Source organism: Rhodococcus sp. 5A-K4 (genome assembly GCF_046097995.1).
GTDB lineage: Bacteria > Actinomycetota > Actinomycetes > Mycobacteriales > Mycobacteriaceae > Rhodococcus_F > Rhodococcus_F erythropolis.
The window spans coordinates 136,795-158,021 of the sequence record NZ_JBJURM010000004.1 but is presented as its reverse complement, the minus strand read 5'-3'; the positions used below and the strand labels follow the sequence as shown (position 1 = coordinate 158,021).

Here is a 21,227-nt window from a genome sequence, read left to right as displayed (position 1 = left end):
CTTTCGGTTGGTGATGATCAGTTGGCGGTTTTCAGTTGCACCAGGTTCAGCATCTTTTCTCGGGTCTGCGGCGCTGCCATTACCGCGATGATCGCCACGACGGGCCCGAGCGCGAGCGATACGAACGCCGCTGACCAGGAGAGATGGTCCACGATGAATCCGAACACCAGCGGCGCGACAATCCCGGCGACCATGCCGCCGAAAATGATCATCGACGAGGCGGCTCCGACCACCGAAGAAGGCAGGCTACGAAGTGGGAGTGCAAAACACGGCATGAAAGCGAAAGAGGCAGCGGCAGATCCGAGGGTGACGAGAACGACGAACAAGGCCGTGTTGGAGGCGAAAGGAACTGAAACGAGCATCACGATGCACGCGAGCATGGACGGCACTACGACGATGCGGCTGTTGCCTGCCAGTCGATCCGAGATTCGGCCGCCGACGACGGTGGTCACGGCGGCCACCACGGTTGCCGGGATGAGAAGGAGGCTCGCACTCGAGAGGGCGATTCCACGTTCGTCATGGAGGTAGGACGGAACCCAGGACGACATCCCCCAGATCACGAAGTCGTAGCCGAAGAACATCAAGGCGAAGAGCCACATCGCGCGGGAGCGAAGTACGGTGCGCATGTTGTCCCAGGAGGAATCCGGACCGTGGTCGATCTCCGCCTGAAGTGCGGGCGGGAGCCACAACTTGATGCTGACGAGCGAGAGTACGCCGAGCGCCGCGACGGCCAGAAACATCCCACGCCAGCCGATCAACGGGAGAAGCGCTGCCGCAACGACAATGGCGAGAAGCGTACCGACGGCGTTGGAACTGTTCATCCATCCGGTTGCGGTGGCACGTTGCTCCGGGATGCTGCGTTCGGCAACCAGCTTTACTGCGGCTGCCGGAAACACGCCCTGTGCGAGACCGAAGAGAAAGCGAACAACCAGAAGCGTCCCGAACGACCACGCAAGGGCAGTGAGGCCGGTGAAGACACTCCACGCCACCAACCCGATCAGAGCCATCCGGACTGCGCCGTATCGATCGGCGAGCAGTCCACCAGGCAGTTGGGCCAGTGTGTATGCAATGAAGAACGTGGAGATGATCAACCCACGCTGGGAGTAGTCGAGATCGAACTCCTCACCGAGCAAAGGGAGGGCGAGGTTGATCGCCAGCCGGTCTATGTAGTCGATCGCGTAGGCGACGAACAGCAGCGCGACCGTGACTTTGGTGGAGCGAAGCACTGGGCCTCCAAGTGGTGAACCTGTGAAGTGATTCACGTATCCTTGGCAAACAGGCAGGGATCACCGGCCAGAATGCAGTAATCCAGCAATACTTGGCAGATGAAGCCGGAATCCGACGCATTTGTGATCGCGGAATCTGATCTGGAGATCATCAATGCACTCCAACTCAACCCCCGCGCGTCGTGGACGCAGTTGTCCTCGGTGCTCGACATGGATTCGACGACGATCGCCCGCCGGTGGCGTCGACTCGTCTCGAACGGTCATTCGTGGGTCAACGCGGTCGCAATCGGTCGAACCCACATATTCGGCTATCTCCTGATCAGGACCACTCAGGATGCGGTTGCCGACGTGGGGGAGCGGTTACGTGAGCTGGCCTGCGCTTATCTGTTGGCCAGGACGGAAGGTGAGTACGAGTACTTCGTCGGAGTTGTGGCCGCCGACCAGAAGAGTTTGGACGCCTTGGTGTGTGAGCACCTTGCTGCCGATCCTGGAATCTTGTCGATCAGAAGCCGGGTCGGGGTGAAGGTGTACCGGGACGGCTTCAGTTGGGAGCCGGGCGCTCTGGGGCAAGCAGGTCGCGCTCAGCTGGCAACCGCTGCGGCGCCGGCAGATCCGACAGTGTTCCGTGAGTCCGACGGTGCCCTGTTGGAGGCGCTCGGCCGTGACGGACGTGCCAGCTATGCGCGTCTCGCCGCGATTTGTGGAACGAACGAGACTGCGATTCGACGGCGCTTGGCCCAGCTGACTGCATCGCGACAGTTGATTTTCCGCTGCGATGTCTCGCAACAGGCTGTCGGTTCACCGTTCGAAGTGATCTTCGATGTCGCTGTGGACGGTTCCACCGACGAACTCGGCAATCTTGTGTCGAGTTGGCCGGAGATCAGATTGTTGGTGGCGACTACCGGAACAGCGAACATGTTGATCAGCGTGTGGCTGAGCACCCTCGCGCAGAGTCTTGTCGTCGAGGATCGACTCCGCCGAATCGGTAGTGTGCGGATCCTCGATCGACGTGTCTCGCTGCACCCGATGAAGCGGTTCGGGCAGCTGCTCGGACCGAGCGGAGTGGCGGAAGGTCATGTCCCGGTCGCGATTTGGGGCGCCGGCGACGTTATTCGTTGAGCGTCAGTCGATCGGCGTCCGATTGTCGTCGACGAGGTGTGTATCGGAGTCGGTTGCACGGGAGCGCTTCCAGATCATCCGAGCCAGCGCACCCAGTACGGACACTGCCAGGACAACGCCACCGCCGATGATGCCGGCCGACGAGTCGGGGAAGATGCCCTCGAGCAGCAGCCAGACACCGAAGACGAAGAACAGCACCGCGGCGCCGATCTTGATGAATCCGTCCGGGAGGTGCTTGCCCAGTACCGAGCCGACGATGATGGCGAGAGCGTCGGCCGCCACCATGCCTACCGTCGACCCGATCCAGACGCCGATCCAGTCGTTGTCGGTCGCAAGGGTGATGGTGGCGAGCATGGTCTTGTCGCCGAGTTCTGCCAGGAAGAAGGCCGACGCGACGGCGATGAAGGCGGATCGCGTGACGCGACCGGCCTTGTTCTGCTCGTCGTCGGTGAGATCGTCACCGCGCAGGGTCCAGAGGCCGAAGATCAGGAACGCGATACCGCCGACGATGGAGATTGCCGCGGTGGGGAGTGCGACGCCCAGGTAGTGGCCGACGGCGACCGAGACAAGGTGAACAAGGGTGGTGGCGACGGTGATTCCGCCGAGAACGACCCACCAGCGATATCGCAAGGCAAACGTCATTGCCATCAGTTGCGACTTGTCGCCGAGTTCAGCGACGAAAATGACGCCGAAACTCAAAAGTATTGCGGCAAGCAAGGTTTACTCCTCCGGTCGGTGTAGGTCGGAGGAAAAATGCGAGCCTCCGGCCTGGGCAGGCGCATAGTGCGCTTGTCCGGCCGAAGGTCTCGCCCACCGAGGCCACAGGACCTTCGGTTCGCCAGGCCGGGTGCTTCGCGATCCGCACCAGGCGGAGCGCGTCGAACCAGTATGTCGACACAGGCGATTGGGGGCTACTCCCCTTCGTTGCTACCCACGTTAGCGCGGTCGGCTCGAATTGGCAAAGCGCACAGCAAGTTTGGGAGTCCAAACTTATCGCTTACCGCGGCCGTCACGAAGCGAGGAGCATGGCCAAAACAGCGGTGTCGGGATCGCTGATCAAATCGATGCCGACGCGGCTGATCATGGAGACGACCGTGCCGTCCGGCTCTGCCTCCACCCAGGCCGCACGATGCTCCAAGCCCAGGTAGGGAAGTCCTGGCAGTAGTACGCACCCCGACGCGCTTCCCTCGCATTCCGGCAGGCTGGGGGTGGTTTCCGACGGCGGGTGCAGCATGATCAGTGCCGGCGGCTGATGGTCGGAGAAACGGCCGGGTGTCAGTGCAAAATCGCCGAGCACCGGACCTTCGGCAACCACCAGACCGACAGTGCCGGGTTGCGGATCCTCGGGAACGTCCTCACGCACTCCGAAGACCGTCGTCGTCGGCAACAATCCCGGCATCGAGGCCACTCGGACAGCCAGGGCGAGAAGCTGCGCCCACTCCTGGGTGGTGTCCGGCCAGCGGCCGGAAATGACGAAACCCTGCAAAGACCCAGCGGCTTGGAACGGAGAAATGCCTATTGCTTCGTTTCTGTTCATTTCTGTTCCTCCCTCGGTGCTGGGGCAAATCTCGGTCTGACGCGCATGCGTCGGTCCGGCACACCTCGTTGGGTAATCGAAATATGCACCTATTCGGTACTGGCACACAAGACAGGGAGAGTGCCAGCCAGGTTTGCGCTGGTGAGAGCGGTGGTATGCGCAGGCATGACTCTGTCGAAGAACCGTTCTCGGCTCGAAGACCTGGCAACGCAGGCGTGGATCTTCGGGTATCCCCTGTTGATTGCGGCGGTATCGCGTGACGTCATGACGGCGACGCCGACCCCGGTGGCGATGAAAGCCCCGCTCAACCAGTTCGCTTATGCGCGTACGACGCCCGATGCGAGCTTCACCGATGTCGTCTCGCCCAACGCGGACACTCTTTACTCGTCGGGGTGGCTGGACGTCTCGACGGAACCGCAGGTGCTCTCGCTGCCGGACTTCGGCACCCGGTACTGGTTGGTCCCCATCCTCGACGCGTGGAGCGACGTCTTCACGGTGCCGGGATCTCGGACGGTAGGACGCACCGGGGGACCGTACCTGGTGGCCGGACCGAATTGGAAAGGCAACGTGCCCAAGGGTTTGACGCTGCTGCGGTCGCCGACGGCGATGAATTGGATAGTCGCCCGCTACGCGACGTCAGGGGGAACAGACCTGGCCGAAGTGCACAGCCTGCAGGACCGGACGCGACTCACACCACTGTCGGAGTGGACAGGTGATCCGCAGGACTACACGCCCGGAGAAGTTCCGGTGAACTCTGCTGTCGACACGCGCACACCGCCGGTGGACCAGGTGGCCGCAATGGACGGCGAGACCTTCTTCACCACGCTCGACGCACTTCTCGACGACAATCCTCCGCGTCCGGAGGATACCGAGATGATGAAACAGCTGTCCGACATCGGAATCGGCTCGTCGCTGCCCTGGAAGTCGCGCCCGCAAGAGGTGCGTGATGCCCTCGACCGAGCTGCGCGAACCGGAATGGACGTGCTGAGCGAGATCGCCAAGGAGGCGGAAGGCAATCCGAAGAACGGCTGGACGATGCACCGCGGCTTGGGGCATTACGGGACTCATTACGCTCAGCGGGCTCTGATCGTCTGGCTCGGTTTCGGGGCCAACCTCGACGCAGATGCCGTGTACCCGCACGCCACCACCGACGTCGACGGTAAGCCTCTGACCGGTGAGAAGAAGTACGTACTTCATTTCGAGAAGGACGAGCTCCCGCCGGTCGAGGGATTCTGGTCGCTCACGATGATGAACGAGCGACAGTACTTCGTGGACAACCCGATCGATCGATATGCCATCGGCGATCGAAGTGATCTGGTGTTCGCCGACGACGGCTCGCTGGACATCTATCTCCAGCACGAGTCGCCTGGTGGCGAGAAGGAGCGGAACTGGTTGCCGGCTCCGTCCGGTGACTTCAACGTCTTTCTGCGCCTGTACTGGCCGAAGGCTGCAGTGCTGTCGGGATCGTGGACCGCGCCCGGTATTCGGGAAGCAAGTATTCGGGAAGCAGGCTGAAAGTCCCCTCGCTTCGTACCCGAAGAGCACAACTCGGTATCAGCCGCGCGTTTCGATGGGCGGAAAGGTCACGATAGCCATACGATCTGTCGGTATTGCCCTGTTTGAAGAGCTGTTGAATCGGTCAGAGACACCCGCTTGCTTCGGAGGCTACTGATGGTCACGCAGAACCCGTTCGTGCAGTACGGCAAAGAGATCTGGTGGATGATCCTGATCCGCGGAATCTTCGGCGTGATCTTCGGAATCATTGCGCTCGTGTGGCCGGGAATTACCGTGGTGGCCTTGGTTTTCCTGTTCGGTATCTACTCCATTGTCGACGGCTTGATCACGCTCGTTCGAGCCATCCGGGACCGCGAACACCTGAGTTCGTGGGGATGGTGGGTGTTCACCGGCGTCGTTTCGGTGGGAGCCGGTATCGTCGCGCTGGTCTGGCCAGGCATCACGGCGCTGGTACTTCTGTACATAATTGCCTTCTACGCCATCATGTTCGGAATCTTCGGAATTGTCGGCGCCTTCAAGATGAAAGCGCTGCCCGGATCCAGTTGGGGATGGCTGCTCGCCGCGTCGGTGCTCGCGGTCATCTTCGGCATCATCCTTCTGATCGCACCAGGCGAAGGCATCATCAGCCTCATCTGGTTGTTGGGTTGGTACGCAATCTTGTTCGGCCTCTTCATGATCGTGGGCGCATTCCAGATCAGAAGCCGGGCAAAGGAAGCCGGTGTTCTCTAAGAAGGGCAAGCCGGCCGCCGCGGCTCCCGCTCCGATCCCCACGCTTTCCGGTAGTGCGAACTGGTCGATCCCGCGCGGTCTGATCGTCCTGCTCGGTCTCGCGGCCACCGTGGTTGCCGTCGGCGGAATGAAGGTGTTCGGCGGCATCCTCGGACCGGTATTCCTGGCCCTCGTGCTGACGATTGCCGTTCAGCCCATTCAGGATTGGTCACAGCGCCGAGGGTGGCCCAAGTGGGTCGGGATGCTCGGCTCACTGGTCACCGTGTACCTGATTCTGCTCGGGTTGGCGGCGTCGTTGATCGTGTCGACGGCCCAGTTGGCGACAATCCTGCCTCAATACTCCGAAGAGATGACCAACCTCCTCAACGAGGGCCGCGACAAGTTGGCCGACTTCGGAGTCAGCACCGAACAGATCCAAAGCACACTCAGCAGTATCGATCTCACGAAGGTCGTGGGCGTACTCGAAAGCGGACTGGAAGGTCTGCTCGGCATTCTGTCGGATCTGGTGTTCATCCTCGCGCTGTTGCTGTTCATGGCTTTCGACGGCATGAGTATCCGCTCACGGTTGAATGTGCTGTCCGAGCAACGTCCCGAAATCTCCTACGCGCTCTCCACCTTTGCCGCCGGAACTCGCAAATATCTGGTCGTCTCGACGGTCTTCGGCCTCATCGTGGCGGTACTCGACGGTGGTGCGCTGTGGCTGATGGGCATTCAGCTGCCCGTCCTGTGGGCGCTGCTGTCCTTCATCACCAACTACATCCCCAACATCGGGTTTGTCATCGGCGTCATCCCACCGGCGCTCCTGGGACTCCTTCAGGGCGGGCCGTGGCTGATGCTGTGGGTGATCGTCGTCTACTCCGTCATCAACTTCGTGATCCAGTCCATCATCCAACCCAAGTTCGTCGGCGACGCCGTCGGGCTGTCGGTGACGATGACCTTCCTCTCGCTTGTCTTCTGGGCGTGGGTTCTCGGAGCACTCGGAGCATTGCTGGCGATTCCGCTCTCGTTGCTGGTGAAGGCCGTCCTGCTCGACATCGACCCGGCCACACGCTGGGCGGACATCCTGATCAGTGGTCCTCGAACCGAACCGGATGAAGACCCGAAAGAAGAAGCGAAACCGACCCCGGCGCCCACCTAGAACTTCTCAGTGTTTCTACAAGTTGTTGCTTTATCGTCTCGCCCATGAGCGCCGAGAACACCACCGAGAACTCCCACCGCCAGCCGTCACGCCTCGGTCGACGGCTGGCAGTGGGTGGTGTGGCCGCGATTGTCGCGGCTGCGGTGGCGGGGATCGGGTTCGTGATCTTCGCGGGCGGTGCCGATTCCTCGAACACCGTCGCGATCGTGAACGCCGACGCGGGAACCACGCTCGACGGCAAGGAACTTCGGGCCGGCGACACCCTGGTGGACACGTTGGGCAAGAACGAAGACTTCGACTTCCAGGTGGTCGACAACCCCGGCGGGAACTACTTCGCGACGTTGACGGTGCCGGAAGACTTCAGCGAAACCGTCGCGTCGATGTTCGGCACTGATCCCCGCCAAGCCAGTGTCGAACTGGCGGTGAATGGCTCGGACTCGGAGAAGTCCGCCGAGTTGACTCGGGCCGTATCGGCGCAGGTCGGCGCGGACGGAATCAAGGGTTTGCTGGCTCAGACTTCGGCCGCGCGGCGCTCGATCGATCAAAACCTCACCACCGCACAGATTCTGGTCGCCGGCACCAATGAGGCCGGAAAGTCCATCGATCAGGTGAAGGCAGGCGCAGGCACTCTGCTGCCGTATCTCGAGACCGCACGCTCGGGAGCGTTGGAGTTGATGAGCGTGGCGGACCAGGTATCCGGCGTGGTCGATCAGGCGTCGGGGTCGGCGGAAGAGCTGGCCACGCGCGCTGACTCACTGGGCCTGACGCTGGGGGAGGCGTCGTCGTCGACCGCGGAATTGAAGACACGGATCGACACGTTGCAAACTGCGTTGAACGGCCTTCCGATCCCGCCCGACGTGACAGCGCAACTGGCCGGTGTGAGTTCGGATCTCGGTGCGCTGAATGCGCAATTGGGCACCGTTCCGGCACTGTTGGGTGGCTCGGTCGGACCCGATACGGAGCTCGGTGATCTAGTCCGCACCGCTGTCGGGCAGCTGCAAGGCGCAAGCGATCAACTGAGCAGTGCTGCCGGACAATTGAACGACGGACTCATCCCCATCGCCGATCAGGCACCGCAGATGCTCGGCGACGTGACCGATCAGATCACCCAGGGATTCACGACGCTGCAAGGGATCGCCAAGTCATTGGTCACGGGCCTCGACGGCGCAAAATCCGGTATTCCGGCGATGACCACTCCGCAGCAGGTTCAGTTGACCTCGGTGCTGTCGGATCCGGTGGCCGTGAATCAGACCAGCGCGAACAGTGGTGACTCCGGAACTCGCACACTGGCATTGGTCTTCGGAGCCACGACGGTCCTGCTCGGTGGCGCTCTGCTGACGCGAACGGCGGCGCCCCTGGTGAGGCGCCGCCGTTCGCAAGAAGAGCTGTGACTAGACGATCAGACCTGCGGTCTGGGTACGTGCACGGTCGAAGCGAGCCGAAACGTCGTTCCAGTTGACGATGTTCCAGAATGCCTTGACGTAGTCGCCCTTGACGTTCTGGTAGTCGAGGTAGAAAGCGTGCTCCCACATGTCGAGGAGCAGCAGCGGCGTGAGGCCGATGGAGATGTTGCCCTGCTGATCGAAGAGCTGGACGATGATCAGACGCTGTCCGATCGAGTCCCACGCGAGGATGGACCAGCCGGAGCCCTGGATGGCGTTGGCGTTCGCGGAGAAGTGAGCGCGGAAGAGATCGAACGAACCGAAGTTGTCGTCGATCGCTGCGGCGAGCTCGCCTTCGGGCTTGTCGCCACCGTCAGCGCTGAGGTTGTTCCAGAAAACGGTGTGGTTGGTGTGGCCACCGAGGTGGAACGCCAGGTTCTTCTCGAGCAGGTTGGCCTGCGCTGCGATGGTGTCGTTCTCACGAGCCTCGGCCAGCTTCTCGAGTGCAGCGTTGGCGCCGGCAACGTAAGCCGCGTGGTGCTTGTCGTGATGCAGCTCCATGATCTTGCCCGAGATGTGCGGCTCGAGGGCTGCGTAGTCGTAGGGGAGTTCCGGCAGCGTGTAAACAGACACGAGGGTCCCTTCTTTGCGGGCTGGTGAGCCCTGGTGCTTTAGAGTGCGTCGATCACCGGTCACGGCGTGACGTCACTCGCGTATGTGCAAATCATTCTTCGGGTTTCCACCCAATAACATTCGTACACCGTCCGCAACAGTCCGGCTCAGGTAGTAATCACCAAAGAATAAAGTTTGGTTAACCGAACTTAGTTGGATCTAAGGGTAAGCTAATATGCGCAAATTCGTCGTAAAGGTGAACGGAACCTTAAACTTGCGCGATGCCCGCACCAGTTTTCCTCCCGGAATCACCAGAGGCGGCCGCGCCTCGGGTGAATCTTCCGGGCGCTGACCTGCTGCGAGCACTGGCGGTTGCCGCCGTGATCTACTCCCACATCTCTTTTTACGTCATCGACGATCTCGGCTCGGGCTGGTGGGTGATCGACGTCGTTTACGGCGTTCTGATCGAGCCCGCCGAACTCAACCAGCACCTCTCTTTTGTCGGGGTCGCGGTATTCATGATGCTGACCGGCGCTCTGGTGACGCGGTCCGCGATTCGTGACGGCCCCGGAAAGTTCTTGACCAACCGATTCAGCCGCCTGCTGCCCGCATTCTGGGTGGCAACCGCGATTGCCATTCTTCTGGTCCGCCTCGGAATCAACGGAATGTTCAGCGGTCAGGAAGGTATTTCCGATACCGAAGCGTTGATGAGCTTTTTTCTCGGCGGATTCTTTCTCAAGCCCGAGGTAGCGGTTCTCGGAGTGACCTGGACGCTCACCGTCCAATTCCTCTTCTATCTCGCCTGCGTCGCGGCTCGACCGATACTGCGTCTGCGTCCAATCGTCATGCCGCTCGCCGGCGGAGCACTGTGCTCACTGGTGCTGCTCTACAACGTCTACGCGCCGTTGCCGTACACGGTGCCGATGCTGTCCAAGATCGCCGCGACGCTGCCGGCTGTCTTCCTCGGTCAGATCATGTACCTCGCGTGGGCCAAGCTCGCTCCCGGCCGCTGGCTGATCGTTGCCGTCCTCGTTCAGATGCACGTCATCATCGTGGCGACCCAGTTCCGCGTCTACTGGGCCGGCGAGCACTACCTGTGGACAATTTCGGTAGTCGCCGCAGCGGTAGTTCTCATCGGCCGCTACGACGGTGTCCCGACGCGCTGGTCGGTCGTGAAATGGCTTTCGACGCGCAGTTACATCATCTATCTCGTGCACACCCTGATCCTGTACCGCGTTGTCGAGAACACCGTTTTGTACGTTGGACCGACGCTGGCGTTTGCACTCTTCCTTCTGGCAACGGCCGCGGTAGCAGAAATCGGCTACCGGTGGGTGGAGCTGCCCGGCGCCCGCGCGGTCACGGCGTGGCGAAACAGCCGCTCGCGCGTAGCATCGAAGCATGAGCTGGTACGACGACATTCTGGGACGAGCGTCCGCAAAATCCACGCTGATCGCGCCTGAGGACGCCCTACCCGGGCGAGAGCAGAAAATGCCGGTACCTACCGCGCACTACGTCAACGGGCATCCGTTGACGCCGCCGTTTCCGGCCGAACTGCAGACCGTCGTCGTCGGGATGGGTTGTTTCTGGGGCGCCGAGAAGGAGTTCTGGCAGCTTCCCGGTGTGTACACAACCGCTGCGGGTTATGCGGGAGGCTTCACCCCCAACCCGACGTACGAAGAAACGTGCTCCGGACGTACGGGTCACACCGAAGTGGTGCTGGTGGTCTTCGATCCCGCAGTGATCTCCTACGAGCAGATCCTGGCGCACTTCTGGGAGAACCACGATCCGACGCAGGGGATGCGTCAGGGTAACGACCAGGGCTCGCAGTACCGTTCGGCGATCTTCACGACGTCCGCCGAGCAGGAAGAAATCGCTCATGCGTCGGCCGTCGCTTTCGGTGAACGACTTGCCGAAGCCGGATACGGCGCGATCACCACCGAAATCGGTCCGCTGCGCGACTTCTTCTACGCGGAGGATTACCACCAGCAGTATTTGGCGAAGAACCCCGGCGGCTACTGCCCGGTGCATGCCACCGGCGTCAGTTGCCCGGTCGGATTGCTCCGTCAGGATCAGGTTCCGGCGCAGACGGACATCCTTCCGCCGAGTGAATAACTGGACAGGTGTTGGAGGACACATGTGATTCAGCTCGTTAACACTTGCAACTAGATCGAAACAAAGGGAATCTCGATGTAAGAGTGTGTCGTCGAGAGAACTGAGCTAATAATGTCAGGTAGTACGCGAGGAACTGCGTCGCTGCTCCGACGCACCATTCATGTAGGCCACGATCCGATGGTTCGCCGCAGTGATCGGATCGAAGGATTCATGTCCTTCGGTCTGATCATTTTCGCGATTCTTCTGCTGCCTCTCGCGGTATGGGCAGGGGCTGCGACGGCTTCGAGCCAGAACGCACTGATCGCCAAACAATCCGCCGAACTACACAGCATTTCGGCGACGACGACTGCAGACTCGACGCAGACCACCCCCTCGACAGCCGATTACATTGCACCGACCACCGAAATGGCCAGCGCGCAATGGAACTGGAACGGTGAGGTTCACACGGGTGATGTCACTGTCGACTCGGCGACGCCCGTCGGCACCGAGGTCCCCATCTACGTCAACGATCACGGCGACAAGACCGTAGCTCCGATCACACAGAGTGCTGCCGACGTCGCAGCCGTGGTGACCGGGGTTTTCACCTGGTTCAGCGTGATGTCCCTGTTGGTCATCGCGTTCATGCTGGTGCGGGTCTTTCTCGATCGTTCCCGCTCGGCCCAGTGGGACCGAGACCTACGCGCGTTCCTCGACGCGAACGCGCTGTAGATCCCGGACCTTTCCTCACTGCAGTTGGGGCATGACCTCGCTTGCGACGAGTTCGAGATGATCCAGATCGGCCAGATCGAGAGTCTGCAGGTACACGCGCTGTGAACCGGCCTCGGCGAAAGTGCCGATCTTGTCGACCAGCTCCGAAGGTGTTCCGGCCAGACCGTTCTCACGTAGCTCGTCCACGTCGCGTCCGATCGCTTCGGCGCGCTTCTTGATCTCCGCCTCGTCGCGGCCGCAGCACAGGACGAGAGCGTTGGAGTACACCAATTCGTTCGGATCGCGCTCGATGTCGATGCAAGCCTGACGAACCCGCGCAAAGATGTCCTTCGTTTCCGCGAGGGACTTGAACGGGATGTTGAACTCGTTCGCGAACCGAGCGGCGAGCGCCGGAGTCTTCTTCTTGCCCGTGCCACCGATCAGGATCGGCGGACCGTCGACCTGGTGCGGTTTGGGAAGCGCGGGAGAGTTCTTGATCTGCACGTGCTTACCGTCGTAGTCGAACGTGTCGCCGACCGGCGTACGCCACAGGCCGGTCACTACGTCGAGAGTTTCCTCGAGCAGTTCGAAGCGATCCTTGAGCGCCGGGAACGGGATGCCGTACGCCTGGTGCTCTTCCTCGTACCAGCCGGCACCGATGCCGAGGTCTACGCGGCCACCACTCATCTGATCGACCTGTGCGACCGAGATGGCCAGCGGTCCGGCGTGACGGAACGTAGCCGACGTCACCAGAGTGCCGAGGCGGATGGTGGATGTTTCGCGGGCGATTCCGGCGAGCGTGATCCACGCGTCGGTGGGTCCGGGAAGGCCGTCGGAATTCATGGCGAGATAGTGGTCCGAGCGGAAAAATGCGCCGTAGCCGAGTTTTTCGGCAGTCTGGGCAACAGTCAGTAGTTGTTCGTAGGTAGCGCCCTGCTGGGGTTCGGTGAATATACGCAGCTCCATGACTTCTACTCTGCCACTATTTTGCGGAGGTCGGGACGACGGCACCGACTTGTCCGGCGCCGAAACACAGCGTCAGTCCCGGCGTTGTCGGCGTGATCTTCACACTGTTTCCGTGGCCGACCAGGCGCACGAATGCCGAGTGCAAACCCTGCGTCACGGGTACCGATACTGCGTCGCCGGACTCCAACGCGACATCGATCGTTCCGTCGGTGCTCGCGAGGTAATTGAGCTGCACCGTCCATTCCCAGCCGGCCAGGGGGCCGTCGAGGGGGAGTTCGGTCGGGCCTTCGGCACGGGTGCCGCAGTTCGGTGCCGCTCCTTCGGGAATCCTTCTCGTCCAGGTCACTTCGGCATCGACAATCCGTCCGCTGTCGTCGATGTTGCGCAGAATCGGAGTGCTGGAAGAAAATTCGGGGCGATCAGGCAGTGGCGCGAGAACATTGCTTGCCAAATTGTTCGGAAAGGCGACGGGAAGGAGCACTTCGATCGCGACGGGTTGCTCGAGCAGTGGAGCATCCTCATTCTGTGACAACGACATTCGCGCGTTGGCGAGGTAGTCGCGAGTCGGGTTCTCGCGCCAGATGTCGACGAACGTGACGGTCGAGACGAGCGAACTGACCACGAAGAGCGCCGACAGGCCGGCGGCGACTGCGACGGGTATCCGGGCCGGACGCCGCCGAGGTGCAGCGAGAATCAGAGCGGCGGCGAGGGCGAACACCGTCGCCGAATCCGTGAAGTAACGCAAGGTCTGCGCCAACTCGTACGTGGTGTCGGCGTCGGATCGGGTAGCGGTCATCGCCACGACAGAGGCCAGGAAGTACAGCGCCGCGGCGACCCAGATCCAGGCAGCGCCGCGTCGGGCACGCACGGTCATCACGACCGTCGTCAGCAGCGCGGCCCAGGCCGCGGCCACCAAGACCGTCGGCGGATCGGCCCAGGCGGGGCTGGGGATCCACCGCTCCCAGCGCCAGGGGCCGCCGAGAAGGGTGGGAAGCATCCCCAAAGACGTGCCGTGATGCAGCAGTTCGGTGGACATGGAACGGCCGTTGCCGGTGATCGGAGATTCGACAGTTGTCAGATACACCGGAATCCAGATCGCGAGCACGGCGGCGCAGGCCGTCCACAGGCGTCGGCACTTCGTGACCGCACTTCGTATCGGCGTTCCTTCACCTTGTGTGCGCAAGTACAGCACCAGAAAAGCGAGTGCCACGAACGGAACGAGCACTGCCTTCTCGAAGAACAGCAGAGAGACGACAAAAACCGCGGTGCCCGAGAACACGTAGCGCACATGTCCGGTGCGGTACAGCTTGATCGCGTCGCCGCATGCCCAGGCAAGCGCGATCTGAAGCGGCAAGGCGTTGAGTGCGGCCGCCCACCACGAGAACGACGGAAGGGTCAGCGGGACGAAGAGATACAGGATCAGCGGAATCAACAGCGCCGGTCGCCAACCAAGGACCAACCGAAGAGTGCGCAGAAGCGCCAACGACGCCGCGGCCTGGCCGATGACGAGCAGCGTTGCCGACAGCGCCCAGTTGTACGGCGCGATGCGGGTGATCAACCCGGTGAAGAAGAAGGCCGCGGGCATGAAGTGACCGTCGTGGTCGTAGAGCAGGAGTTCGCTCGAGAAGAGAGGGAAGCGTCCTCCGCGGCCCATCAGGATGAGGTCGTCCCAGTAGAAGTAATTGCTCGCGGCAACCCAGGCGCGAATGACGAGCTGACATCCGATCAACACGAACGCGAGCTGCGCGACCCGTTTCGGGGTGAACGTCAGAGTTGGCTCGGGCTGTGGAGAAGTCATCGACGGTCATGCTTCCAGGTGTGTCAAAAACCGACTTCCCGCAAAAAAGGGATAACGGTCTTTTCTGTCTTTTCGGGAGCAATTTCTGAATGGATTGTGAACTTTGCCGGGATAAATGACGCCGACGCCCAAAAGTTCACTGACCTGCGGTGTCAAATTCATCCTCGAGCCTGTGCATCGTTCGCTAACACCTGTCAGCAAATTCTCAGGGTCTTGCCCGTGACCTGTGGATAAAGCCCGATTCATTCATCCAGAACTGTGGATGAACCTGTGGAAACTGTGGATAACTCGAGTTTTTAAGTGGCGGAGGTCACATTATTCGAACAATGCAGGTGAACGCGGTGGAGGTTCGATCACAAATCGGGAGTGAATCCATTTGCTGCCGTTACCGATACGGCGTGACAGAATCGAAGTTGTGAGTGTCGTTCAGGTCTGCGCCCGGTGCGCCGCACGATGGCCTGTCGTCGGCGGCCCAACGCAGTGGTGCCCGCGCTGCAGCGGCGTCCTGCTGATCCCCACCCGCACCGAGATCTACCAACCACCCAACCGTCGAGGCTTCCGCTGGATCGCGCGCTCACCGTCCGACCCACGCGGCGTGGGGGACGCACCAGTGCGTCGTAGCCTCACCACCCCGCGCTACGACGCCGTCCCGCAGTGGGGACTCCAGGACATCGTCGACACCTCACCGGTGCCGCCCTCGCGAGCGGACCGGATGGCCGACCGAGTCGGGCCGTTGCTGACACTCGCGACAATCCTCTACGGACTCGCTGTGTTCGCCGAACTGGGCAGATACGCGATCCTGGTGCGTAACCGCACCACGCTGATCCCGCAGTGGCTTCTCACGGTCTCCGACGCCGCCGTGTACTTCACTCAGTTGGGTGGACTGCTGATCTCGGTCTTCGCGGCTGTCGCCGGTGTGTGCTGGCTACTTCGTCGGCGTCATGAACACTTCGCAGGTGCCGGGGAATCCGATCCGCGCACAGCGTCGGAAGTTGTCGTCGGCTGCGCTGTGCCGATCCTCAACCTCGTGATGCCGGCGGTTTATCTCTTCGAGTTGGTCCGCCGCGATCCGCGCGGAACTCTGCTGGTGAAGATCTGGTGGGGCTTCTGGGGGTTCAGCGCTCTGCTGCTGGTGGTCAACGCGTACTGGCGATCACGCCCGGGGATTCAGGCAATGGCCGACGGGGTTCTGCTGAACGCCTTCATCGCATTGGTCGCAGCAGTCACCGCGGCGTTGACGCTCGTCGTGATCCGACGGATCGAGCGCAGGGGTTGGCGCGGCGAACCCGAATCGGAAACTCGATGGGTGCCAGTGCCGCGCTCGGTGCTGGAAGAGAAGACGGTGTTGGAAGAGAAGACGGTGTTGGAAGAGAAGGAGACCGCTGCCCTGTGAGCCCAGATCGTCGAGGTCCACTCGTCGTTGCGCACCGAGGTGCGTCGGCTGCGCGGCCGGAGCACACCCTCGCCGCCTACGAACTGGCCCTCGAGGAGGGTGCCGACGGGCTCGAATGCGACGTCCGGCTCACCCGCGACGGGCACCTGGTCTGCGTTCACGACCGCAAGGTCGATCGCACCTCCAGCGGCACCGGGATCGTCAGCGAGATGACGCTCGATTCGCTGAACGCTCTGGACTACGGGTCGACGAGCGAACCGGCCGAACTGCTGACTCTCTCCGACCTCATCACCCTCGCCCTGGATTTCGCTCGCCCGGTGAAGCTGTTCATCGAAACCAAACACCCCGTGCGGTTCGGCGGCCTGGTCGAAGCAAAACTTCTCGCGGAACTGCACCGCTTCGGGATCGCGTCGCCGCCGTCGGCCGATCACTCTCGCGCGGTGGTCATGTCTTTCTCGGCTACTGCGGTCTGGCGAGTGCGCCGTTCGGCACCGCTGCTGCCGACGGTCCTGCTCGGTGACGCGTCGCGGTACCTCGGCGGTGGTGCGTCGACGGCTGTCGGCGCCACGGCGATCGGGCCGTCGATCAAGGCGCTGCGCGAACATCCCGATCTGGTCGATCGGGCTGCCGCTGCGGGTCGCGCGACGTACTGCTGGACCGTCGACGACAAGGCGGATGTGGACCTGTGTCGTGAGCTCGGGGTCAGTTGGGTGGCCACCAACCATCCCGGGCGCACGAAGCAATGGCTGAGCAGCGTGTAGATTTTGCCCTCGTGGCCAAGAAGAGCAAAAGAAACAGTGGACCGAAGCAGGGCAGCGCACGCGCAGAGAAGCTGGCGGCACGCCAAGCAGAGCGTGAAGCCGCTGCCGGCGCAGTGAACCGCCCGTTCGAGGGCCTTGCCGCCGAGTGCGATCTGGTCGCGCTGCGCGAATTCGTTCCGTCCGCCACGGCTCCGTTGCCGGTCATCGGCTCCGACCGTCCCGTCACGTTGGCGACGGTCCTCCCCGGCGCTGTTGCCGCCCTCGTCCGCGACGAGGGCGAGACGGCCACCGGATTTGTCGGTGTCCAGGTTCAGGCGCACTCTGCAGACCTCGGCGCAGACCTCGCCGCTTCGGTGAACTGGATCAAGGACGCGGCCCCCGGCGACGCGCTTTCTGCCGCGAACCCCGATTCCGAGACACCCGCCGTCACCGAGGTTGTCGATCCATCGGCTCTGCTCGACATCACGGTGCACCAGAACTTCAACTGGTGGATTCCGGAAGGCGTCGAAACCGATCCTGAGGTTGCCGCCACCGTGCAGCACGCCAACTCGGCGATCATGCCCTCTGCACGCCTCGAAGGAGACGGCCTCGTTGCCGCGTGGTGGGTCGACGCCGGCGAGAAGGCGCACCTGCGTTGGGTTCGCCCCGAGAGCGAAGACGACCTGATGCTCGCGTTGGCGCGCGTGCACGCGACCGGTGGACTGCACCTGGGTGAGGGCTCGCGCTACGCAGGCTCGTTCCGCACCCACGGCCTGTTGGTCCCCGTCTTCGACCTCGACCGCGAAAAGCATGCAAACGAGTGGGTAGCGGCAACCGTCGAGCTCGGTGAGCGTCTTGCCGAGGCTCTGGCCGTCGACGCTCCACTGAACTCGGCCGAGCTGCGCTCGCGCGACGGCCTGCGCGGACGCCAGGTCACGCTGCGCTGATTTTTTCGCCAGAACTATAGGCGTTACGCAAAGTTACGGTTAATGTTGGCGGCATGACTTTGTCGCACGACATCTCCGGTAGCGGTCCCACGCTTGTGCTCGTTCATGGCATCGTCCATCGACGGCAGGCGTGGGATTCGCTTTTGGACCAGCTGACGCCGTATCGCCGTGTGGTCACGGTCGACCTGCCAGGTCACGGAGAGTCCCTGCTACCCGAACTCGGTCCGGACGTCATGGGACAGCTGATCGACGACGTCAGTGAGTTCGTCAAGGAAGTGACTCCGGCGGGGGAGCGTGCCCACGTCGCCGGAAACTCACTCGGCGGATGGATTGCACTCTCGCTGGCAGCGCGCGGAGACGTCGCGTCGGCGACAGCTCTTTCGCCGGCCGGGTTCTTTGTCAATCACCTCGATCAGGTGCGGGCGATCAACACGTTCCGTGCACTGCGCGGCACGGCCAAGCTCATGGGCGATGGTCTGCCACGTGCATTGCGGTACAAGCTGATTCGCTATCCGGCGCTCGCCGCGTTCTTCGCTCATCCGAGTCATGTCGGTTATGCGGCGGCGTTGGCCGACTGCCGTTCGCTCGTGTCCAACGAACTCGTCGATCTCGGTCTCGAGATGGACTTCGTGTTGCCGCCCATCGTGGATCCCACTGTGCCGGTGACGGTTGCGTGGGGTCGACGCGATCTCATTCTGCCCGTGTACCAAGCGCAGCGCGTGAAAAAGCCGTTCCCGCAGGCGAAGTTGATGGTTTTGCCCGGACTGGGGCACGTGCCGATGACAGATGCCCCCGAGCTGATCAGTTCGATCCTGCTGGCAGGAAGCGAACCGTTCGGCTCGAGGGCAAAATCCGTGAGTGCTGCAGGCTAGATGGTTCCGCCTGCTGCGTTCGGCGCACCGGTGGTGTCACCGACGGTGCTCATCTCGCGGGACACGAAGTCTTCGAGGTCGAACAGGTTGGCGCCTGCGCGGTCCGCGATGGTGAGAAGTGTTGTCATGCTGGCAACTTCCTCGACCTGCTCCTTGAGGAACCACTGCATGAACTGCTCGCCGAGGTAGTCGCCTTCTTCGCGGGCAGTGCTCGCGAGCTGGACGATCTGCTCGGTGACCGTCTTCTCCTGCGTCAGCGCGAGAGCGATGGGCTCACGGGCATCCTTGAAGTCGGCCTTCGCGGCGTCGACGCCGGTGAGTTCGACGTTGATGTCGCGATCGAGGAAATACTGAACGATCATCATGGCGTGGTTACGCTCTTCCACAGCCTGCTTGTAGAAGTGCTTTGCCAGCTGTGGCAGGTCCGCATTGTCGAAGTAAACCGCTGTCGCGATGTACTGATGCGAAGCGTTGAACTCGTTGCGAATCTGGTCTCGGAGTAGTGCGTGGAATTTGGTCATGTGAGTCTCCCCAGAAGTCATGAATTCCAAGATAGTGCAGGTCAGAGGCCCTGTCATCCCAGTCTGACCTTATTGTGGTAAGCGTTCCCAAACTAAAGAAGACCTAATTTCTTTTCGAATTCGGTGCGGTTATCCATTGGCCCGAAAGCGAATGTTTCATTTAGGAATGTCCTTTTCACCAGGCGAGTTCCGTGCATTTACCGTCACTTCCCTGTAGTTCCACCTGCACAGTGGCGTGCTCCAGTTCGAATACCTCGGCCAGCAAGGTTTGGGTGGCCGCGAGCACCGTAGTGGGATCGGCGTCACTGGCCGCGGTGACGTGAACGGAAGCAACTTCCATCCCCGAGGTGAGTGTCCAGACGTGCAGATCGTGCGCGTCGACGACTCCCGGGAGTGTGTTGATCTTCTCGAGTATCGAGGTGACGTCGATGCGATCGGGAGCCTGCTGGAGCAAGATGCGGACCGCATGGCGGCCCAGGTTGAAGGCGCGCGGCAAGACGAAAAGGCCGATGGCGACGCCGATGACGGGGTCGGCGTAGCGCCAACCGAAAGCGAGCGTGACCAAGCCGCTGACGAGGACGCCGATGGACCCGATCATGTCCGCCATGACTTCGAGGTAGGCGCCGCGGATGTTGATGCTTTCCTTCGCGCCGCTGCGGAGCATCAGGAAGGCGATGACGTTCATCGCCAAACCGACGACGGCGACTATCGCGACGGGGAGGCCCGGAACCTCGGGCGGATCCGAGAATCGGCTGGCCGCCTCGTAGAGCACCCACCCGGCGACTGCGAAGAGCAGGATCGCATTGGCCAGTGCCGCAAACACTTCCGTGCGGTACATGCCGAAAGTGCGATCCGGGCGCCGTGCTGCGCGCTGTGCGACGAGGATCGCGGCGAGCGCCATGAAGATGCCGAAGATGTCGGTGAACACGTGCGCCGAGTCCGAAAGCAGCGCCAGCGACGAGGTGAAGAAGCCGACCGTCACCTGCAGCACGAACGTCACCAACCCGAGGCCGGCGGCGATCCACAGTTTGTTGACATGCTTGCCGCTGTTGCTGGTCGCAGCCTCGGCGGGAGAGATTCCGTGCCCGTGTCCGTGTGACATCGAAGGTCCTTTCGTCGACGTCAGCCTAGACACATATGCATATATGCGCAATAGTGCATGTCTTAAAAACTATGCAACATAGTTGTAAGGTGGCGGCGTAGACCTTCATTTGTCATCGACGCGAGGACCGAGAAGTGGGAAGACATCGAAAATCCGAGCCGATCAGACCCGGCGGGCGCATGGCCGCGGTTTCCGTGGCGACGGGTGCAATCCTGGCGTCCGGCACTTCCATCGGGCACGCATCGCCGCTTCCAGTTGCAGCGGAAGGTCCAGCGCTGGTGTCGGTGCCGGAGATACTCGACCTTGTTCGGACGACGGATCTTGCCGGGATAGCCGAACAACTCGGTAAGACGAGACAACTCGAAGCCGAACGGGCGGCGTTGGCGTACGAGGCAGAAAAGCCGCGGGTGATGGCCCCCGTCAGCGGGACGATGACGTCCAACTTCGGTCCACGCTGGGGAACAACCCATTACGGTCTCGACATCGCAAACTCGATCGGTACGCCCATCGTCTCGGCGACCGACGGTGTTGTGATCGAATCCGGTCCCGCCGCGGGATTCGGGCTCTGGGTCCGCATCCAGCAGGACGACGGGACCGTCGGCGTCTACGGGCACATCAACGAGGCGCTCGTGGTTGCCGGTCAGAAGGTGCGGGCGGGTGAACTGATCGCGACCGTCGGCAATCGTGGACAATCGACGGGACCGCACCTGCACTACGAGGTGTGGCAATCTGACGGGCAGAAGACTGATCCGCTCGCGTATCTGAATTCCCGGGGCGTGTCGTTCGGGGAGAAGGCCGCGAGCGGCTGAAGTTCTGTCACGACGCGATGGA

21 protein-coding genes are annotated in these 21,227 nt (G+C 61.9%); 13 read left to right on the top strand and 8 right to left on the bottom strand.

What is annotated here, in order from left to right:
- Positions 1–17: 17 nt before the first annotated feature.
- Positions 18–1,226, bottom strand: a complete 1,209-nt coding sequence (locus ACKAMS_RS07505; RefSeq protein WP_211919004.1) for an MFS transporter — start codon at positions 1,224–1,226, stop codon at positions 18–20.
- Between the two features lie 99 nt (positions 1,227–1,325).
- Between ACKAMS_RS07505 and ACKAMS_RS07500 the strand changes: the two genes are divergently transcribed.
- Positions 1,326–2,345: an Lrp/AsnC family transcriptional regulator gene (locus tag ACKAMS_RS07500; RefSeq protein ID WP_211919005.1), complete on the top strand. Its 1,020-nt coding sequence runs from the start codon at positions 1,326–1,328 to the stop codon at positions 2,343–2,345.
- Positions 2,346–2,348: 3 nt separating this feature from the next.
- Here the strand turns inward: ACKAMS_RS07500 and ACKAMS_RS07495 are convergent, their stop codons facing one another.
- Together ACKAMS_RS07495 and ACKAMS_RS07490 are read right to left on the bottom strand one after the other, a co-directional pair.
- Positions 2,349–3,062 (bottom strand): TMEM165/GDT1 family protein, encoded by a 714-nt coding sequence (locus ACKAMS_RS07495; RefSeq protein ID WP_019746358.1) that lies wholly within the window; start codon positions 3,060–3,062, stop codon positions 2,349–2,351.
- Between the two features lie 292 nt (positions 3,063–3,354).
- Complete coding sequence (locus ACKAMS_RS07490) at positions 3,355–3,882, bottom strand: hypothetical protein (protein WP_019746359.1); 528 nt, start codon at positions 3,880–3,882, stop codon at positions 3,355–3,357.
- 165 nt (positions 3,883–4,047) lie between these two features.
- Here ACKAMS_RS07490 and ACKAMS_RS07485 point away from each other — a divergent pair, with 165 nt between their 5' ends.
- The 4 genes from ACKAMS_RS07485 to ACKAMS_RS07470 all read left to right on the top strand — a co-directional run bounded on the left by ACKAMS_RS07485 (position 4,048) and on the right by ACKAMS_RS07470 (position 8,655).
- Positions 4,048–5,397, top strand: coding sequence for a DUF1254 domain-containing protein (locus ACKAMS_RS07485; protein WP_021332695.1), 1,350 nt, complete (start codon positions 4,048–4,050; stop codon positions 5,395–5,397).
- Between the two features lie 156 nt (positions 5,398–5,553).
- On the top strand, positions 5,554–6,126 hold the full coding sequence (locus ACKAMS_RS07480) for an HdeD family acid-resistance protein (protein ID WP_019746361.1): 573 nt from the start codon (positions 5,554–5,556) through the stop codon (positions 6,124–6,126).
- Positions 6,116–7,264, top strand: coding sequence for an AI-2E family transporter (locus ACKAMS_RS07475; protein ID WP_020905730.1), 1,149 nt, complete (start codon positions 6,116–6,118; stop codon positions 7,262–7,264). The genes ACKAMS_RS07480 and ACKAMS_RS07475 overlap by 11 nt, the downstream gene beginning before the upstream one ends.
- A gap of 44 nt (positions 7,265–7,308) precedes the next feature.
- A complete protein-coding gene (locus ACKAMS_RS07470; protein WP_021342413.1) occupies positions 7,309–8,655 on the top strand; it encodes a hypothetical protein in 1,347 nt (448 codons plus the stop codon).
- Here the strand turns inward: ACKAMS_RS07470 and ACKAMS_RS07465 are convergent, their stop codons facing one another.
- Positions 8,656–9,279, bottom strand: coding sequence for a superoxide dismutase (locus tag ACKAMS_RS07465; RefSeq protein ID WP_408988820.1), 624 nt, complete (start codon positions 9,277–9,279; stop codon positions 8,656–8,658).
- Positions 9,280–9,539: 260 nt separating this feature from the next.
- Between ACKAMS_RS07465 and ACKAMS_RS07460 the strand changes: the two genes are divergently transcribed.
- The 3 genes from ACKAMS_RS07460 to ACKAMS_RS07450 all read left to right on the top strand — a co-directional run bounded on the left by ACKAMS_RS07460 (position 9,540) and on the right by ACKAMS_RS07450 (position 12,078).
- Entirely contained in the window at positions 9,540–10,718 is a 1,179-nt protein-coding gene (locus tag ACKAMS_RS07460) for an acyltransferase (RefSeq protein WP_020968085.1), read from the top strand.
- The gene (gene msrA, locus ACKAMS_RS07455; protein WP_020905733.1) at positions 10,657–11,370 is read left to right on the top strand and encodes a peptide-methionine (S)-S-oxide reductase MsrA; all 714 of its coding nucleotides are present in this window, start codon (positions 10,657–10,659) and stop codon (positions 11,368–11,370) included. Before ACKAMS_RS07460 ends, msrA begins: the two co-directional genes overlap by 62 nt.
- Positions 11,371–11,580: 210 nt before the next feature.
- Entirely contained in the window at positions 11,581–12,078 is a 498-nt protein-coding gene (locus ACKAMS_RS07450) for a hypothetical protein (RefSeq protein ID WP_225989429.1), read from the top strand.
- A gap of 15 nt (positions 12,079–12,093) precedes the next feature.
- On the opposite strand, the gene ACKAMS_RS07445 is transcribed toward ACKAMS_RS07450, so the two are convergent.
- Positions 12,094–13,023: an LLM class F420-dependent oxidoreductase gene (locus ACKAMS_RS07445; protein WP_020905735.1), complete on the bottom strand. Its 930-nt coding sequence runs from the start codon at positions 13,021–13,023 to the stop codon at positions 12,094–12,096.
- A 16-nt stretch (positions 13,024–13,039) separates the two neighbouring features.
- On the bottom strand, positions 13,040–14,821 hold the full coding sequence (locus ACKAMS_RS07440) for a hypothetical protein (RefSeq protein ID WP_080909300.1): 1,782 nt from the start codon (positions 14,819–14,821) through the stop codon (positions 13,040–13,042).
- Positions 14,822–15,236: 415 nt separating this feature from the next.
- Here ACKAMS_RS07440 and ACKAMS_RS07435 point away from each other — a divergent pair, with 415 nt between their 5' ends.
- The 4 genes from ACKAMS_RS07435 to ACKAMS_RS07420 are packed head-to-tail and all read left to right on the top strand — an operon-like array spanning position 15,237 to position 18,773.
- Positions 15,237–16,214: a DUF4328 domain-containing protein gene (locus tag ACKAMS_RS07435; protein ID WP_080909299.1), complete on the top strand. Its 978-nt coding sequence runs from the start codon at positions 15,237–15,239 to the stop codon at positions 16,212–16,214.
- Complete coding sequence (locus ACKAMS_RS07430; protein WP_020968088.1) at positions 16,211–16,975, top strand: glycerophosphodiester phosphodiesterase; 765 nt, start codon at positions 16,211–16,213, stop codon at positions 16,973–16,975. Before ACKAMS_RS07435 ends, ACKAMS_RS07430 begins: the two co-directional genes overlap by 4 nt.
- 11 nt (positions 16,976–16,986) lie before the next feature.
- Entirely contained in the window at positions 16,987–17,901 is a 915-nt protein-coding gene (locus tag ACKAMS_RS07425; protein ID WP_024487903.1) for a DUF5926 family protein, read from the top strand.
- 53 nt (positions 17,902–17,954) lie between these two features.
- Positions 17,955–18,773 (top strand): alpha/beta fold hydrolase, encoded by an 819-nt coding sequence (locus ACKAMS_RS07420; RefSeq protein WP_003944129.1) that lies wholly within the window; start codon positions 17,955–17,957, stop codon positions 18,771–18,773.
- Here the strand turns inward: ACKAMS_RS07420 and ACKAMS_RS07415 are convergent.
- The gene (locus ACKAMS_RS07415; protein WP_024487904.1) at positions 18,770–19,315 is read right to left on the bottom strand and encodes a ferritin; all 546 of its coding nucleotides are present in this window, start codon (positions 19,313–19,315) and stop codon (positions 18,770–18,772) included. The two genes, ACKAMS_RS07420 and ACKAMS_RS07415, sit on opposite strands and share 4 nt — an antisense overlap.
- A 154-nt stretch (positions 19,316–19,469) precedes the next feature.
- Positions 19,470–20,396 carry a cation diffusion facilitator family transporter gene (locus ACKAMS_RS07410; protein ID WP_019746373.1) on the bottom strand — a complete coding sequence of 309 codons (927 nt, stop codon included), beginning with the start codon at positions 20,394–20,396 and terminating at the stop codon, positions 19,470–19,472.
- 179 nt (positions 20,397–20,575) lie between these two features.
- On the opposite strand from ACKAMS_RS07410, the gene ACKAMS_RS07405 reads away from it, so the two are divergent.
- On the top strand, positions 20,576–21,205 hold the full coding sequence (locus ACKAMS_RS07405) for a M23 family metallopeptidase (RefSeq protein ID WP_021342425.1): 630 nt from the start codon (positions 20,576–20,578) through the stop codon (positions 21,203–21,205).
- Positions 21,206–21,227 lie beyond the last annotated feature (22 nt).